The sequence below is a fragment of the Mumia flava genome, assembly GCF_002797495.1.
Classification (GTDB): Bacteria; Actinomycetota; Actinomycetes; order Propionibacteriales; family Nocardioidaceae; genus Mumia; species Mumia flava.
In genome coordinates this window covers 677774-692167 of record NZ_PGEZ01000002.1, presented here as the reverse complement: position 1 = coordinate 692167, position 14394 = coordinate 677774, and the positions used below count along the sequence as shown (strand labels likewise).

The following is a 14394-nucleotide window of genomic DNA, read 5'->3' as shown; positions in this document are numbered from 1 at the left end:
ACGGTGACCAGCGCCGATCCCACGAAGTCCAATCCCGAGGCGCCGAACCCGCAGCTGCCGACCGTGCAGCGACTCCGGATCCGGTACGCGAAGCGGGGGCGGCTGCGGTTCACCAGCCACCGCGACTTCGGGCGGGCCTTCGAGCGGGCCGTACGCCGGGCCGGGGTGCCGATCGCGTACTCGTCGGGCTACACGCCGCACCCGAAGATCTCCTACGCCGGCGCCGCGCCGACGGGGGCGGCGAGCGAGGCCGAGTACCTCGAGATCGGCGTCACCCGGCCGCTGGACCCCGCCGACGTCCACCGCGCGCTGGACGCGGCGCTGCCGCCCGGACTGGATGTGCTCGATGTCACAGTCGGTGCCCAGGGGAGGGGTGCGCTGGCCGAGCGGCTCCAGGCCAGCTCCTGGCGTCTGCGGCTGACCGGCGTGGCCCCGCAGGACGCCGTACGGGCGGCTGAGGCGTTCATGCAGGCTCCGGAGGTCACCGTTGAACGGATGACCAAGAAGGGGCTCCGCAGCTTCGACGCCCGCGCCGCGGTGGTGAGCCTGGTCGGCGCGGCCGACCCGGACGGTGAGGACCGGTGTGCGATACTGGACCTGGTCGTGCGGCACGGGACCCCGTCCGTTCGACCCGACGATGTTCTCGCCGGGCTTCGCGCCGTCGCGGACTTCGCGCCCTCCGACGTCCCCGTGGCGACCCGGGTGGCGCAGGGTCCGCTCGATCCGGAGACCGGCACGGTCGGCGATCCGTTCGCGACCGACCGCGACGCGTCGTAGGCGCTGAAGCCTGCGATGTCGACCGCGGCGGCGGACGGGGAGCCAGTGACAGGCCGACACCAGCTGGGGAGCGTCGCCGTAGCCCGGGGACCCGGGCCGACCGAAGGCTTGCGACCGCGGTGCCCCACAGGGAGCACGCGGCGACGAACGTGACCTCGAGGTGCTGCCGCGCAGCATCAGCGGGGCGAAGGAGAGCAGATGCTCGACGACGACACCACACCCACTCCCACCCCTGAGGAGTCGGGTGACCAGCCGGCTGCGGCCGCGACGGTGACCACCAGACGGCGACGGGCCGCCTCCCGTCCGGCCGGCCCTCCGAGCGCGGCCGTCTTCTCCGAGCCGGTCGCCGACCCGCCGAAGAAGCGCGGTGCCTCGAAGAAGGCGACCGCCCAGGCTGCCGCCGCGGCCAGCTCTGACGCGGCCAGCTCTGACGCGGCCGCTTCGGACGCGGGCACCTCGGACGCTGCCACCTCGGACGCCGCCGAGGCGCCCAAGAAGCGGACGCGTGCCCGCAAGAAGCCCGTCGCGGAGGACAGCGACGCGGCGGTGGCTCCCGACGCGGGCGAAGGAGCCGAGACCACCGCTGCCGACGAGCCGCCGAAGAAGGCCACCAAGAAGGCCGCGGCGAAGAAGTCGACCAGCAAGAAGACGGCGGCCAAGAAGGCCGCGGCGCCTGCGGACACCGAGCCGGCGAGCGACGACCAGGAGCCGACGGACGACCCGACCGTCCCACAGACCGGGGATGCCCCGGCCTCCGAGGCCGATGCCACGGAGGAGCCCGCCGAGGCGACCCGCAAGCCCCGCAAGCGCAGCCGCGGTTCCGCAGCAGCAGCGCCGCTGTTCCAGGCCCCCGACCCGGGCACGGCTCCGGCGCGCGCCGAGTCGGCAGGCGAGGAGACGAGCGAGTCGAAGGCCGCAGACTCCACGCCGGACGAGGACCGCGAGGCCGAGACGTCCTCCGACGAGCAGAGCGCCGACGGCGAGACGGGGGACGGGGACGGGGACGGCACACCGGCGCGCCGCCGCCGTCGCCGTGGGGGTCGCCGCCGCCGTCGCTCGGGCAACGGCTCCGACGACGCCGACAGCGCGGGGGAGTCCGTCGACGACCCTGCCGCCACGTCCGACGAGGCCGCGGGCCCGGACGCGTCGTCCGGCGACGCGAGCGAGTCCGACACCGCCGGATCGGACGACGACGCCGAGCAGACCAGCGGATCGAGCCGCCGGCGCCGCCGTCGCCGCCGCCGTGGCGACTCCTCGGGGGAGTCCTCGCCCGACGACCCGGAGAACACGGTCGTCAAGGTGCGCGAGCCCCGCAGCCCCGAGGACGAGATCACCAGCGTCTCCGGCTCCACCCGGCTCGAGGCCAAGAAGCAGCGTCGCCGCGAGGGCCGCGAGGCCGGTCGTCGCCGCGCACCGATCGTGTCCGAGGCCGAGTTCCTGGCCCGGCGCGAGTCGGTCAAGCGCGAGATGGTGATCCGCCAGCGCGAGGACCGCACCCAGATCGCGGTGCTCGAGGACGGTGTCCTGGTCGAGCACTACGTGTCGCGCGAGTCCCAGAACTCGATGATCGGCAACGTCTACCTCGGCCGGGTCCAGAACGTCCTCCCGTCGATGGAGGCGGCGTTCATCGACATCGGCAAGGGTCGCAACGCCGTCCTGTACGCCGGCGAGGTCGACTGGAGCAAGCTGGGCGACGGCAAGCCGCGCAAGATCGAAGAGGTCCTGAAGTCGGGCCAGACCGTCCTCGTGCAGGTCACGAAGGACCCGGTCGGCCACAAGGGCGCGCGCCTCACGAGCCAGATCAGCCTTCCCGGCCGGTTCCTGGTCTACGTGCCCAGCGGGCGCAGCAGCGGCATCTCGCGGAAGCTCCCCGACACCGAGCGCGCCCGACTGAAGGCCCTGCTCAAGGAGATCCTCCCGGGCGACGCCGGCGTGATCATCCGGACCGCGGCCGAGGGCGCGACCGAGGAGCAGCTCACCCGCGACGTCGAGGCGCTCGACGCCCGCTGGAAGGACATCGAGAAGAAGTCATCCGGCTCCGCCCCGCAGCTGCTGTACGGCGAGCCCGACCTCATGATCAAGGTCGTCCGCGACCTGTTCAACGAAGACTTCTCGCGCCTGGTGGTCGAGGGCTCGGACGCCTCGGACATGATCGAGGGCTACGTCAGCCACGTCGCCCCCGACCTGAAGGACCGTGTGGAGGTCTGGGACGGCTCGGGCCGTGGGGACGTGTTCACCGCCCACCGGATCGACGAGCAGATCGCGAAGGCGCTCGACCGCAAGGTCTGGCTGCCCTCCGGCGGATCGCTGATCATCGACCGGACCGAGGCGATGACCGTCGTCGACGTCAACACCGGCAAGTTCACCGGGTCCGGGGGCAACCTCGAGGAGACGGTGACGAAGAACAACCTCGAGGCCGCCGAGGAGATCGTTCGCCAGCTCCGGCTCCGCGACATCGGCGGGATCATCGTCGTCGACTTCATCGACATGGTGCTGGAGAGCAACCGCGACCTCGTGCTGCGGCGCCTCGTCGAGTGCCTCGGCCGTGACCGCACCCGGCACCAGGTCGCCGAGGTCACCTCGCTCGGTCTGGTCCAGATGACGCGCAAGCGGATCGGGACCGGCCTGCTCGAGGCGTTCAGCGAGCCTTGCGAGCACTGCGGCGGTCGCGGCCTGATGATCCACGACGAGCCGATCGAGCCGAAGAAGTCCTCGGACGAATCGGGCCGGCGTGGCGGCCGCAACCGCAACCGCAAGGCGAAGTCGGACGAGGGCAAGGGCGGCCAGTCCAAGGGTGGCGACCAGCAGTCCAAGGGCGAGCAGCCGAAGGACGACCAGCCGAAGGACGACCAGCCGAAGGACGAGCAGCCGAAGGGCGAGCAGCCGAAGGACGAGCAGCCGAAGGGCGAGCCTGCCGGCGAGGAGACGCCCGCGGAGGCCACTCCGAAGCGTCGCCGTTCCCGCCGCAAGCCCGCCTCTGCGACGTCCTCCGGCAGCGACGAGGCCGGTGTGGAGGCACCCGGTACGATGAACAGCGAGTCGGCCGACCCCGTTTTGACCGGGCCCGAGACGACTCCGTAGACTAGTGCGTCGGTGCGCTCACGTGCGCGCTGATCTGTGTGCCCGCAGCGGTCTCGCCGGGCACCACCCCCAGTTTCGACAACGTGCAGCAGCAACCAGTGAGGAAGTGAGTCGGCGGTGTACGCGATCGTGCGCAGTGGCGGCCAGCAGAAGAAGGTCGCGGTCGGCGACGTCATCGAGATCGACAAGGTCGCCAGCGCGACCGGAGACTCGGTCGAGCTCCCCGCGGTGCTGCTCGTCGACGGCGAGTCGGTGACCAGCGACGCCGACAGCCTCGCGAAGGTGTCGGTGACGGCTGAGGTCCTCGGGGAGACCAAGGGCCCGAAGATCGTCATCCAGAAGTACAAGAACAAGACCGGATACAAGAAGCGCCAGGGTCACCGCCAGCACTACACCCAGGTCAAGATCACCGGCATCTCGAAGTGACGCGAAAGTAGGCTCGAGCAGATGGCACACAAGAAGGGCGCCGCTTCTACCAAGAACGGCCGCGACTCCAACGCCCAGCGCCTCGGTGTGAAGCGCTTCGGCGGTCAGCAGGTGAACGCCGGCGAGATCATCGTCCGTCAGCGGGGCACCCACTTCCACCCCGGCACCAACGTCGGCCGCGGTGGGGACGACACGCTGTTCGCGCTCGCCGCCGGTGCGGTCGAGTTCGGCTCGCGCCGTGGGCGCCGCGTGGTCAACGTCGTCCCGGCGGAGTGACCTGAAGGACTTCACGAGGAAGGGGCGGGTCCGCACGAGTGCGGGTCCCGCCCCTTCGTCCGTTCCGGGCCGACCCAGAGGAGAGTGAGCAGACGCGATGGCGGTTCCGACATTCGTCGACCGGGTGACGCTGCACGTCAAGGCAGGCGACGGCGGCAACGGCATCGCGTCGGTGCACCGGGAGAAGTTCAAGCCGCTCGGCGGCCCCGACGGCGGCAACGGCGGGCGGGGCGGCGACGTCGTGCTCCGGGTCGAGTCTCAGGTCACCACGCTCGTGGACTTCTACCACGAGCCGCACCGGCGGGCCGGCAAGGGACTGCACGGCAGCGGAGGCAACCGCAGCGGCGCGGCCGGCGACGACCTGGTCCTCGAGGTTCCTGAGGGGACCGTGGTCCGGTCCGGCGACGGCGAGCTGCTCGCCGACATGATCGGTCCCGGCACCGAGCTGGTGGTCGCGAACGGCGGCCGCGGCGGCCTCGGCAACGCCGCGCTCGCCTCGTCGAAGCGCAAGGCCCCCGGGTTCGCGCTCAAGGGTGAGCCGGGCGACGAGCGTACGATCACGCTCGAGCTCAAGGTCGTCGCCGACATCGGCCTGGTGGGCTTCCCGTCGGCCGGCAAGTCGAGCCTGATCGCAGCGCTCTCGCGGTCCCGCCCGAAGATCGCCGACTACCCGTTCACCACCCTGATCCCGAACCTCGGCGTGGTGGTCGCCGGCGACACCACCTTCACGGTCGCGGACGTTCCCGGCCTGATCGAGGGCGCCAGCCAGGGTCGTGGTCTCGGGCACGACTTCCTGCGTCATGTGGAGCGCTGTGCGGCGCTGGTCCACGTGATCGACTGCGCGACGATCGAGCCGGGCCGTGACCCGCTGACCGATCTCGACGTGATCGAGAACGAGCTGGCGGCGTACGGCGGGCTCGAGGACCGTCCCCGCCTCGTCGCCTTGAACAAGGTCGACGTCCCGGACGCGAGGACGATCGCCGAGTTCGTCCGTGCTGAGCTGGCCGATCGCGGCCTCGAGGTGTTCGAGATCTCCGCGGCCAGCCACGAGGGGCTGGCTGCGCTGTCGTACGCGATGGCCGAGGTCGTGGCGTCGACGCGCCGTACGGTCGAGCCCGCACCCGCCCGCCGGATCGTGCTGAGCCCGCCGTCCGCGGACGGCGGGGACGACTTCTCCGTGGTCCGGCAGGGTGAGATGTGGCGGGTGACGGGTGAGAAGCCGGAGCGCTGGGTCCGGCAGACCGACTTCACCAACGACGAGGCGGTCGGGTTCCTGGCTGACCGGCTGGCCCGGCTCGGGGTCGAGGCCCGGCTCCTCGAGCTCGGCGCCGCCGCCGGCGAGGACGTCGTCATCGGCAGCACCGACGACGCGGTCGTCTTCGACTTCGATCCGCAGGTCGTCGCCGGGGCCGAGCTTCTCGGCTCACGCCGCGGGGAGGACGAGCGGCTCGTCCAGAACCACCGGCGGACCACCAAGGAGCGCCGCGAGGCGCTCGCCGCGCGCCGTGAGCACGAGCGGGTCGCGCGCGAGGAGCGCGAGCGCACGTCGGCGGCCGAGGACCTGTGGTCCGAGGAGGACGAGGACGCGTGAGGGTCGTCGTCAAGGTCGGCTCGTCCTCGCTGAGCTCCGCCGACGGCGGTCTCCAGCTCTCCAGCCTGCACAGCCTCGTCGACGCCCTCGCAGCGGTGCGGGAGCGCGGTGACGAGGTCGTGCTGGTCAGCTCAGGTGCGATCGCCACGGGGCTCGCCCCCCTGACGCTGCCCACCCGTCCGCGCGATCTCGCGACGCAGCAGGCGGCTGCGAGCGTCGGTCAGGGCCTGCTGATGGCCCGCTACACCGAGCGGTTCGCCCGTCACGACCTCGTGGTCGGCCAGGTGCTGCTCACCGTCGACGACGTCGTACGGCGGGGCCACTACCGCAACGCCTATCGCACCCTCGCGCGGCTGCTCGATCTGGGTGTGGTGCCGGTGGTGAACGAGAACGACACCGTCGCGACCCAGGAGATCAGGTTCGGGGACAACGACCGGCTCGCCGCCCTGGTGGCGCATCTCGTGCACGCGGACCGTCTGGTGCTGCTGTCGGACGTGGACGGTCTGTACGACGGGAACCCGTCGCGCCCGGGCGCGCGTCTTCTCCGGCACGTGCACGGGGAGGCCGACCTCGAGGACGTCGACATCGCCGCGCCCGGCGCCTCGCGCGTGGGCACCGGCGGGATGGTCACGAAGGTCGAGGCGGCACGGATCGCCACGGGCGCGGGCATCCCGGTGGTCCTGACGAGCGCCGCGAACGTCAACCTCGCCCTGAACGGCGGCCGTGAGGTCGGGACGACCTTCCATCCCACCGGCCGCCGCCGCCCCACCCGCCTGCTGTGGCTCGCGCACGCGACGACGGGCAAGGGCACGCTGACGCTGGACGCCGGCGCCGTCCGGGCGCTGACCGAGGGCCGCGCGTCGCTCCTGCCGGCCGGCGTGACGGGGTGCGCCGGGACGTTCGACGCCGGCGACCCCGTCGACCTCGTCGACGAGGCCGGGACCGCGGTCGCGCGCGGCCTGGTGGCGTACGACAGCACCGAGGTGCCCAAGATGCTCGGCCGCTCGACCCGGGACCTCGCAGTCGAGCTGGGCCCGGAGTACGAGCGCGAGCTGGTGCACCGCGACGACCTCGTCGTGCTGGTCTGAGGTCGCGCTCCCGCCCGAAACGGGGGATTCCATCAACATCGTCCGGGCCCTCCACGGGCGTCGTACGCTGAGCCGGACCGGAGAGGGGACGAGGGTGGGCGAGACTGACCGACTGTGGCACGTCGCGGTGACGGTGACCGGATCCGCGCACGATGCCGATGTCGTGCGGACGGCGATGGAGCGCCTCCGTGAGCAGCATGCGTTCCTGCACTCGCTGCGGTACGACTCCACCCGGGCCGAGATCGCGTACTGGGAGCAGGCTCGCGACATGCTCGATGCCGCCGCGATGGCGATGCGTGTCTGGAACGAGCACCGCGACTCCGCCGGCCTCCCGCACTGGGAGATCGTCGGACTCGAGGTCCTCGATCGAGAGACGTACCAACGTCGTGCCGATGACCCGCTGACGTCGGTCCCGCCGCCTCTGGGGTCGGCCGCGCCGGTGCCGGTCCCGTTCTGATACCGCGGGGCGAGCACCGCGCCGCGAGTGCGGGACGTCGCCCTATCCTGGTCGCGTGACTGATCTCTCGTCCCACGTGCACGACGCCGCCCGCCGGTCCCGCAGCGCCGCCACGACGCTGCGCAGCGTCCCGCGGGCCACCAAGGACGCGGCCCTGCACGCGATGGCCGACGCCGTGGTCGAGCGACGTGACGAGATCCTCGCCGCGAACGCCCTGGACGTCGACGGCGCCCGTGCCGCGGGCACCTCCGACCACATCATCGATCGGCTGCGGCTCGACGCCGACCGGATCTCCCAGATGGCCGACGGCACGCGCGAGGTCGCCGCGCTGGCCGACCCGGTGGGGGAGGTGGTCCGGGGGTCGACGCTTGCGAACGGCCTGCTGGTCCGCCAGCTCCGCGTGCCGATCGGCGTGGTCGGGATGATCTACGAGGGCCGCCCCAACGTGACGGCCGATGCCGCGGCGATCTGTCTCAAGGCCGGCAACGCTGTCCTGCTCCGCGGGTCGGGGTCGGCTGGTCGCAGCAACGCGGCGATCGCAGAGATCCTGCGCGACGCGGTCGCGTCGGTCGGCCTCCCGGCCGATGCGGTGCAGGCGCTCGACGCGTCGGACCGCAGCAGCGCGACGGCCCTGATGCGCGCGCGCGGCCTGGTCGACCTGGTGATTCCCCGCGGCGGGGCGGGGCTGATCCAGACGGTCGTGACGCAGTCGCAGGTGCCGGTGATCGAGACCGGCACCGGCAACGTGCACGTGTACGTCGACGCCGACGCCGACCTCGACATGGCGCTCGAGATCGTCCTCAACTCCAAGACGCAGCGCACCAGCGTGTGCAACGCCGCCGAGTCGGTGCTCGTGCACAAGGCCGTCGCCGACGAGCTCCTGCCGCGCCTGGTCCCCGCGCTGCGGGCGCGCGACGTCACGATCCACGGCGACGCGGCGTTCGCCGCGCACGACGAGGCGGTGGTGGCGGCGACGGAGGAGGACTGGGAGACCGAGTACCTCTCCCTCGACCTCGCGGCGCGGGTGGTGGACTCCTTCGGTGACGCGGTCGAGCACATCCGGCGCTACTCCTCTGGTCACACCGAGGCGATCGTGACCCGGTCCCTCGCCACGGCCCAGCGGTTCACCGAGGCCGTCGACGCGGCGGCCGTCATGGTGAACGCCTCGACCCGGTTCACCGACGGCGGTGAGCTCGGGATGGGAGCCGAGATCGGGATCTCGACCCAGAAGCTGCACGCGCGCGGCCCGATGGGCCTGACGGAGATGACGACCACGACGTACGTCGTGACGGGGGACGGGCACGTCCGCTGAGGACCTCGGGGACGTGAGCGCGGACCTCGGGCGGTAGATTGTCCTTCATGTCGTTCACCGCTGCCGCCGTCCTGGCCGCCGAGGCAGGCTCCGAGTCCGAGATCAACCCGTGGCTCGTCGGCGTCGCCGTCCTGGTCGTCTTCGTCCTCCTGCTGCTCGGGCTCTTCACCTTCGGCAAGGGACGCCAGCACAGCTGATGACCCTGCCTCGCGAGGACGGCCACCGGCCTCGGGTCGGGGTGATGGGCGGGACGTTCGATCCCGTCCACCACGGTCACCTCGTCGCGGCGAGCGAGGTCCAGGCGTGGTTCGGCCTCGACGAGGTCGTGTTCGTGCCGACCGGCCGCCCGTGGCAGAAGGCAGACCGCGAGGTCTCCGCCGCGGAGCACCGCTACCTGATGACCGTGATCGCGACGGCATCGAACCCGCGGTTCACCGTCAGCCGGGTCGACATCGACCGCTCGGGCCCGACGTACACGATCGACACGCTCCGGGACCTGCGCGAGGCGTACGGCGGCGACGTCGACCTGTTCTTCATCACCGGCGCGGACGCGCTCGAGCAGATCCTGACGTGGCGGGACCACAGCGAGCTGTTCGAGCTCGCCGAGTTCGTCGGCTGCACCCGCCCGGGCCACGACATCGACACCCGGACGCTGACGGAGCTGCCGCAGGACCGGGTCACGATCGTCGAGATCCCGGCGCTCGCGATCTCGTCCACGGACTGCCGGACGCGCGTCGCGCGCGGCGAGCCGGTCTGGTACCTCGTGCCCGACGGCGTCGTCCAGTACATCGCCAAGCACCGCCTGTACGCCGCCGACCGGGCGGCCACGATCCACGACGGAGGGGACACGTGAGCGCATCCGAGCGCGCCCTGGAGCTGACGCGTGCTGCGGCGCAGGCCGCGGCCGACAAGCTGGCGCACGACATCGTCGCGTTCGACGTCACCGAGCAGCTGGTGATCACCGACGTCTTCCTGATCGCGTCGGCCCCGAACGACCGGCAGGTGCGCTCGATCGTGGACGCCGTCCAGAAGCGGCTGCTGGAGCTCGGCGCGAAGGTCGTGCGGCGCGAGGGCGAGCGGGAGGGCCGTTGGGTTCTGCTCGACTACGCCGAGATCGTGGTGCACGTGCAGCACGACGAGGACCGTGCGTTCTACGCCCTGGAGCGGCTCTGGAGCGACTGTCCGACGGTGAGTCTTCCCGACACCGGGCGCCCCGCGCCCCGGGCTCCCGGGGGCGCGGGGGCCGACGACCCCGGGGACGCGTCCGCGTGAGCCGTCAGATCGTCGTCTGGCGCCACGGTCAGACCGACTGGAATCTCCAGGGTCGCCTCCAGGGTCAGACCGACGTCCCGTTGAACGCCACGGGCCGCACCCAGGCGCGTACGGCCGCGGCCCGGCTGGCGTCGTTGCGTCCCTCGCGGATCGTGACGTCGGACCTGGCGCGCGCCGCGTCGACCGCCGCGGAGCTCGGCCGGCTCTGCGGGCTGGAGCCCGAGCCGGACCGCCGCCTGCGCGAGGTCGCGTTCGGAGACCGCGAGGGCCTGACGCGCGAGGAGATGCGGACCCGCTACCCCGAGATCGAGGCGATGTTCCGCGAGGGTCGGGAGGTGGTGGTCGACGGCGCCGAGACCTACGATGCGGCGGCCGAGCGGTTCACCGAGTCGCTCGTGGACGTGGCCGGGCGTACGGGTGCGGGGGAGACGTCGGTCGTCGTCGCGCACGGTGGGGTGATCCGGGTCGGTCTGTGTCGTTTCGTCGGGCTTCCGCGCGAGCACTGGAGGACGTTCGGTGGGTTCGCGAACTGCTGCTGGGCCGTGCTGTCCGAGCGCGGACCACGGTGGCAGATCACCGAGTGGAACGCCGGGAACCTGCCCGAGCCGGTGATGAGCGACGACGAGGCGAGCCGAGAGGACGACGGCACCGAGGGAGCAGACCCCGGTGTGGGATCGGTTGGCCAGACCCGCTAAGATCGAGTTCGGCTCGATGAGTGGGAGACCACGCGATGCGAGCACGGGGCTATGGCGCAGTTGGTAGCGCGCTTCCATGGCATGGAAGAGGTCAGGGGTTCGAATCCCCTTAGCTCCACCCAGTGATCTTCCGAGATCGGCGACAGGCCGGACCCCTCTCTGGGCGTCCGGCCTTCGTCGTTCCTGGGGCATGGTCCCGGTGGTGAGCGCCCGTGCGGGCCAGACCTGGGGTCTCAGGCCCGGACGCGATAGCGCAGACTCAGGACGCCGTTGTCGAACCGGCGCTCGTCGGCGAGCTCCAGGTCGGTGCGGGCGCCGCGCGGCAGGGCCGGCTTGCCTCCGCCGAGGACGACGGGCCAGACGAACAGCCGGCACTCGTCGACGAGCCCCGCCTCGAACGCGCGTGCCGCCAGGAGAGGGCCCCCCACCGTGAGATCGCTGGTCGCCGTCTCCTTGAGGTCGCGGACCGCCGCAGCGTCGAAGCGCCGTTCGAGCCTCGTCCTCGCGGTCGGCACGGCGTCGAGGGTCGTCGAGTACACGACCTTCTCTGCCGCCTGCCAGGCGGATGCGAAGTCCGCGGCGAGGTCGGACTGCGCGGCGAGGGCGGCGTCGGTCTCCCACGGAGCCATCACCTCGTACAGGCGCCGCCCGTAGAGGTAGGTGCCTGCGGAGCTCATCAGGTCGGTGATGGCCACGAGGACGTCGTCGTCGGGGGGAGCCCAGTCGAAGGCGCCGCGCAGATCCTCGACGAAGCCGTCGAGCGACACGTTCATCGCGTAGATCAGCCGGGCCATGTCACGACGCCTCGACGCCCGACGGCGGGGTCCGGGTGCCGGCCAGCGTGGCATCCAGTGTGGTCAACGCCTCGCGCCAACCGGCCTCGGCACCGCTCGACACATCGGCGGGCACCCACTGGCGGATCTCGAGTCGCGTCCGTCCATCGGGCTCGTCGAAGAACTCGACGCGGATCCTCGTCTCGAACGCATCGATGCCGCCCGGGAGACGACCGCTCAGGTGATAGCGCCCGTCGACGACCTCGCCGTCGACCACCTCGGTGAGGTCGACGGCGACGCGGACCCGGACGGTGGGATCGTCGGCGGAGACCTCGACCCATCGCAGGCGCCCGCCCGGGCGCACATCGAAGGCGATCTCCTCGTGCGGAAGCGAGCTGCCGGTCGGTCCCCACCAGGCGGCGAAGTGCGCGGGCTCGGTGAAGGCGCGGTAGGCGAGCTCGCGGGGCGCGTCGACGACACGCGAGATGGCGATCTGCGGAGTCTCTGTCTCCGTCGGCATCAGGTCTCCTGGTGGTCCACGGCGGTGGCGGTGAACGTCGTGAGGCTGGGGTCCGTGGGGTCGGGTGCGCGGTCGGCGGACTGCACGGCAGCGAGGTGGGCATCGAGGCGGGTGAGGGACGAGTCCCAGAACCTCCGGTAGCGCTCGATCCAGTCCGCCGCCTCGCGCAGCGGGGCGGCTTCGAGGTGGCTCGCCCTCCACCGGCCCGAGCGCGTCCGCGAGATCAGGTCGGCACGCTCGAGCACCTTGAGGTGGCGCGACACGGCGGGCATCGAGATGGGGTGCGGAGCGGTCAGCTCGGTGACGGTCGCGTCGCGCCCGGCCAGGTCGGCCAGGATCGCACGCCGCGTCGGGTCTGCCAGCGCGGAGAACACGGCGCTGAGCTGATCGGTGCCGGCCACGTGTCGCCCCTTTCACTTAACCAACACGTTAAATGTAGGCCTGCGGAGGCCGCCCGTCAAGATCGGCCTGCACAATGACACCGGGGGTGGACGTGGTGGACGTCGAGGACGTGCGGGTCGCGGTGTACGAGCGGCTGGCGACGGTGGGGAGGGTGCCGAGTCCTGCCGAGCTCGCCGCTCGGCTCGGGCGAGACGAGAGCGAGATCGTCCACGCACTCGGCCGGCTGGCCGACGCGCACCACCTGGTGCTCGACGAGCACGGCGCAGTGGTCATGGCGCACCCGTTCAGCGCCGTCCCGCTCGGGTTCGCCGTGATGGGGGACCGGACGCTGTGGTGGGGCGGCTGTGCGTGGGACTCGTTCGCCCTGCCGCACCTGGTGGGACCTTCGATGCCCGACCTGCTGATCGACGGACGTTCCGTCCTGGTCTCGACCCGCTGTCCGGCCTGCGGCACCGCACACGCCTGGAACGTCGACACGCAGGGACCGCCGCCGGGCGACCATGTCGCTCACTTCCTCGTCCCGACCGCCCGCATGTGGGACGACGTGGTCCACACCTGCAGCCACCAGCGGATCTTCTGCGCACGGGACTGCGTCGACCGCTGGCTCGCCGACACCGGCAACGACCTCGGCTACGTCATGGACCTGCCGACGTTGTGGCGGTTCGCGCGCGGGTGGTACGCCGGGCGTCTCGACCGTGGGTACGAGCGGCGCGAGCCGGCGCAGGCCGCCGACTACTTCCGGAGCGTCGGCCTCACCGGTTCGTTCTGGGGCCTCGACGCGTAGCGCGACCGAGCCGGGGTCGACCGTGGGCCGTCCGTCAGAACAGCGGCGTACCGGCTTCGAGCCGCCGCCTGACGTCGTGCAGGCTGCGACGGAACGGAAGCTCGCGGACCCACCGGGGCGAGACCCGCGTGAACCGCGCCATCCGCCGGTTGAACCGCGCGAACCGATCCTCGTCCTCGTCGGACCAGTCGAAGCGCATGAGCTCCCGGAAGCGCGGCTCGAGGTAGCCGGTGACCAGCCGTTCCCGCCATCGCAGGAGGCGCGGCGAGACGGTGCGACCGAGGTACTCCAGGCGCACGACGCGCATCAGGTACGCGCGGGTCGGCTCGTCCATCTCGAGCCCGTCCAGCGACGTCTGCCAGTAGGTCTCGAACTCCTGTCGGGTCGCGGGCCACATCGCGTGGGGGAGCTGCAGGGTGGTCCCGAACACCATCCCCTCGCGGTAGAACCGCTCGGCGAACGCGCCCGTCAGCGGACCGTGCACGCGCTCGTACGCGTGCTCGGCCCCTTTGTAAAGGCAGGCGGCGACCCACAGCTGCAACGCCGGGTCGAAGGCGTTGTACGTCACCTCCGCGCCCTCGGGCGAGCGCACCTGCGCGTGCGAGCGGTTGGTCGCCCGCCGGTACGCCGCGCGTTCCTCCGCGCCGCCGAGCATCGCGACCGCGATGTAGCCGAGCGTCGTGCGTCGTCGGCGCGCGGGGTTGAGGAACAGGTTGCCCTCGTCCACCGGGCTGTCCTTGACGCCGTGGCCGATCGGCCGCGCAGACAGCTGCATGATCACGTTCGACGTTCCCGCGAGGAGGAGGAACCAGTTGACCGAGTCGCGCAGGGCCGTCGTCGCCATCGCGTCCAGCGCGTGGCGCTCGGCTGCCTTGGTGCGGTCGTCGTCGACGTCGGGGGCGCTGTCGTGGGGCATCCACCCACGCTACCGAAGAATGTG

17 protein-coding genes and 1 tRNA gene are annotated in these 14394 nt (G+C 71.8%); 14 read left to right on the top strand and 4 right to left on the bottom strand.

Annotated features, from left to right (window positions below):
- The first annotated feature begins 3 nt into the window (after positions 1-3).
- The 13 genes from CLV56_RS17365 to CLV56_RS17310 all read left to right on the top strand — a co-directional run bounded on the left by CLV56_RS17365 (position 4) and on the right by CLV56_RS17310 (position 11093).
- Entirely contained in the window at positions 4-777 is a 774-nt protein-coding gene (locus tag CLV56_RS17365) for a TIGR03936 family radical SAM-associated protein (RefSeq protein ID WP_211288180.1), read from the top strand.
- A gap of 198 nt (positions 778-975) precedes the next feature.
- Entirely contained in the window at positions 976-3858 is a 2883-nt protein-coding gene (locus CLV56_RS17360; protein WP_100415347.1) for an Rne/Rng family ribonuclease, read from the top strand.
- Between the two features lie 117 nt (positions 3859-3975).
- A complete protein-coding gene (rplU, locus tag CLV56_RS17355) occupies positions 3976-4284 on the top strand; it encodes a 50S ribosomal protein L21 (RefSeq protein ID WP_039349185.1) in 309 nt (102 codons plus the stop codon).
- 21 nt (positions 4285-4305) lie between these two features.
- Positions 4306-4560, top strand: coding sequence for a 50S ribosomal protein L27 (gene rpmA, locus CLV56_RS17350; protein WP_039349188.1), 255 nt, complete (start codon positions 4306-4308; stop codon positions 4558-4560).
- A 97-nt stretch (positions 4561-4657) separates the two neighbouring features.
- A complete protein-coding gene (obgE, locus tag CLV56_RS17345; protein WP_100415346.1) occupies positions 4658-6151 on the top strand; it encodes a GTPase ObgE in 1494 nt (497 codons plus the stop codon).
- Complete coding sequence (gene proB, locus CLV56_RS17340; RefSeq protein ID WP_245857978.1) at positions 6148-7239, top strand: glutamate 5-kinase; 1092 nt, start codon at positions 6148-6150, stop codon at positions 7237-7239. Before obgE ends, proB begins: the two co-directional genes overlap by 4 nt.
- Positions 7240-7333: 94 nt before the next feature.
- Positions 7334-7696 (top strand): hypothetical protein, encoded by a 363-nt coding sequence (locus tag CLV56_RS17335; protein WP_100415345.1) that lies wholly within the window; start codon positions 7334-7336, stop codon positions 7694-7696.
- Between the two features lie 55 nt (positions 7697-7751).
- Positions 7752-9008 (top strand): glutamate-5-semialdehyde dehydrogenase, encoded by a 1257-nt coding sequence (locus CLV56_RS17330; protein ID WP_039360457.1) that lies wholly within the window; start codon positions 7752-7754, stop codon positions 9006-9008.
- Positions 9009-9055: 47 nt separating this feature from the next.
- Positions 9056-9205 (top strand): MHYT domain-containing protein, encoded by a 150-nt coding sequence (locus tag CLV56_RS20680; RefSeq protein ID WP_157805210.1) that lies wholly within the window; start codon positions 9056-9058, stop codon positions 9203-9205.
- On the top strand, positions 9205-9861 hold the full coding sequence (gene nadD / locus CLV56_RS17325) for a nicotinate-nucleotide adenylyltransferase (RefSeq protein ID WP_100415344.1): 657 nt from the start codon (positions 9205-9207) through the stop codon (positions 9859-9861). Before CLV56_RS20680 ends, nadD begins: the two co-directional genes overlap by 1 nt.
- On the top strand, positions 9858-10280 hold the full coding sequence (gene rsfS, locus CLV56_RS17320) for a ribosome silencing factor (RefSeq protein ID WP_039360453.1): 423 nt from the start codon (positions 9858-9860) through the stop codon (positions 10278-10280). Before nadD ends, rsfS begins: the two co-directional genes overlap by 4 nt.
- A complete protein-coding gene (locus CLV56_RS17315) occupies positions 10277-10975 on the top strand; it encodes a histidine phosphatase family protein (protein ID WP_100415343.1) in 699 nt (232 codons plus the stop codon). Before rsfS ends, CLV56_RS17315 begins: the two co-directional genes overlap by 4 nt.
- Before the next feature lie 45 nt (positions 10976-11020).
- A tRNA-Ala gene (locus CLV56_RS17310) sits at positions 11021-11093 on the top strand.
- A gap of 115 nt (positions 11094-11208) precedes the next feature.
- Here the strand turns inward: CLV56_RS17310 and CLV56_RS17305 are convergent.
- The 3 genes from CLV56_RS17305 to CLV56_RS17295 are packed head-to-tail and all read right to left on the bottom strand — an operon-like array spanning position 11209 to position 12669.
- Positions 11209-11769, bottom strand: coding sequence for a dihydrofolate reductase family protein (locus CLV56_RS17305; protein ID WP_039360450.1), 561 nt, complete (start codon positions 11767-11769; stop codon positions 11209-11211).
- Between the two features lies 1 nt (position 11770).
- Positions 11771-12268, bottom strand: a complete 498-nt coding sequence (locus tag CLV56_RS17300) for an SRPBCC family protein (protein WP_039360447.1) — start codon at positions 12266-12268, stop codon at positions 11771-11773.
- Complete coding sequence (locus CLV56_RS17295) at positions 12268-12669, bottom strand: ArsR/SmtB family transcription factor (protein WP_039360445.1); 402 nt, start codon at positions 12667-12669, stop codon at positions 12268-12270. Before CLV56_RS17295 ends, CLV56_RS17300 begins: the two co-directional genes overlap by 1 nt.
- An 86-nt stretch (positions 12670-12755) precedes the next feature.
- On the opposite strand from CLV56_RS17295, the gene merB reads away from it, so the two are divergent.
- Positions 12756-13454 carry an organomercurial lyase gene (merB, locus tag CLV56_RS17290; RefSeq protein WP_211288179.1) on the top strand — a complete coding sequence of 233 codons (699 nt, stop codon included), beginning with the start codon at positions 12756-12758 and terminating at the stop codon, positions 13452-13454.
- A 34-nt stretch (positions 13455-13488) separates the two neighbouring features.
- Here merB and CLV56_RS17285 read toward each other — a convergent pair whose 3' ends face one another.
- Positions 13489-14370 (bottom strand): oxygenase MpaB family protein, encoded by an 882-nt coding sequence (locus tag CLV56_RS17285; RefSeq protein ID WP_245857977.1) that lies wholly within the window; start codon positions 14368-14370, stop codon positions 13489-13491.
- Positions 14371-14394 lie beyond the last annotated feature (24 nt).

Excerpts from the sequence above, each read along its gene's own strand:
- CLV56_RS17360 (WP_100415347.1), top strand. The coding sequence starts at position 976 with ATGCTCGACGACGACACCACACCCACTCCCACCCCTGAGGAGTCGGGT.
- rpmA (WP_039349188.1), top strand. The coding sequence starts at position 4,306 with ATGGCACACAAGAAGGGCGCCGCTTCTACCAAGAACGGCCGCGACTCC.
- CLV56_RS17305 (WP_039360450.1), bottom strand. The coding sequence starts at position 11,769 with ATGGCCCGGCTGATCTACGCGATGAACGTGTCGCTCGACGGCTTCGTC.
- nadD (WP_100415344.1), top strand. The coding sequence starts at position 9,205 with ATGACCCTGCCTCGCGAGGACGGCCACCGGCCTCGGGTCGGGGTGATG.
- CLV56_RS20680 (WP_157805210.1), top strand. The coding sequence starts at position 9,056 with ATGTCGTTCACCGCTGCCGCCGTCCTGGCCGCCGAGGCAGGCTCCGAG.
- obgE (WP_100415346.1), top strand. The coding sequence starts at position 4,658 with ATGGCGGTTCCGACATTCGTCGACCGGGTGACGCTGCACGTCAAGGCA.
- CLV56_RS17285 (WP_245857977.1), bottom strand. The coding sequence starts at position 14,370 with ATGCCCCACGACAGCGCCCCCGACGTCGACGACGACCGCACCAAGGCA.
- CLV56_RS17300 (WP_039360447.1), bottom strand. The coding sequence starts at position 12,268 with ATGCCGACGGAGACAGAGACTCCGCAGATCGCCATCTCGCGTGTCGTC.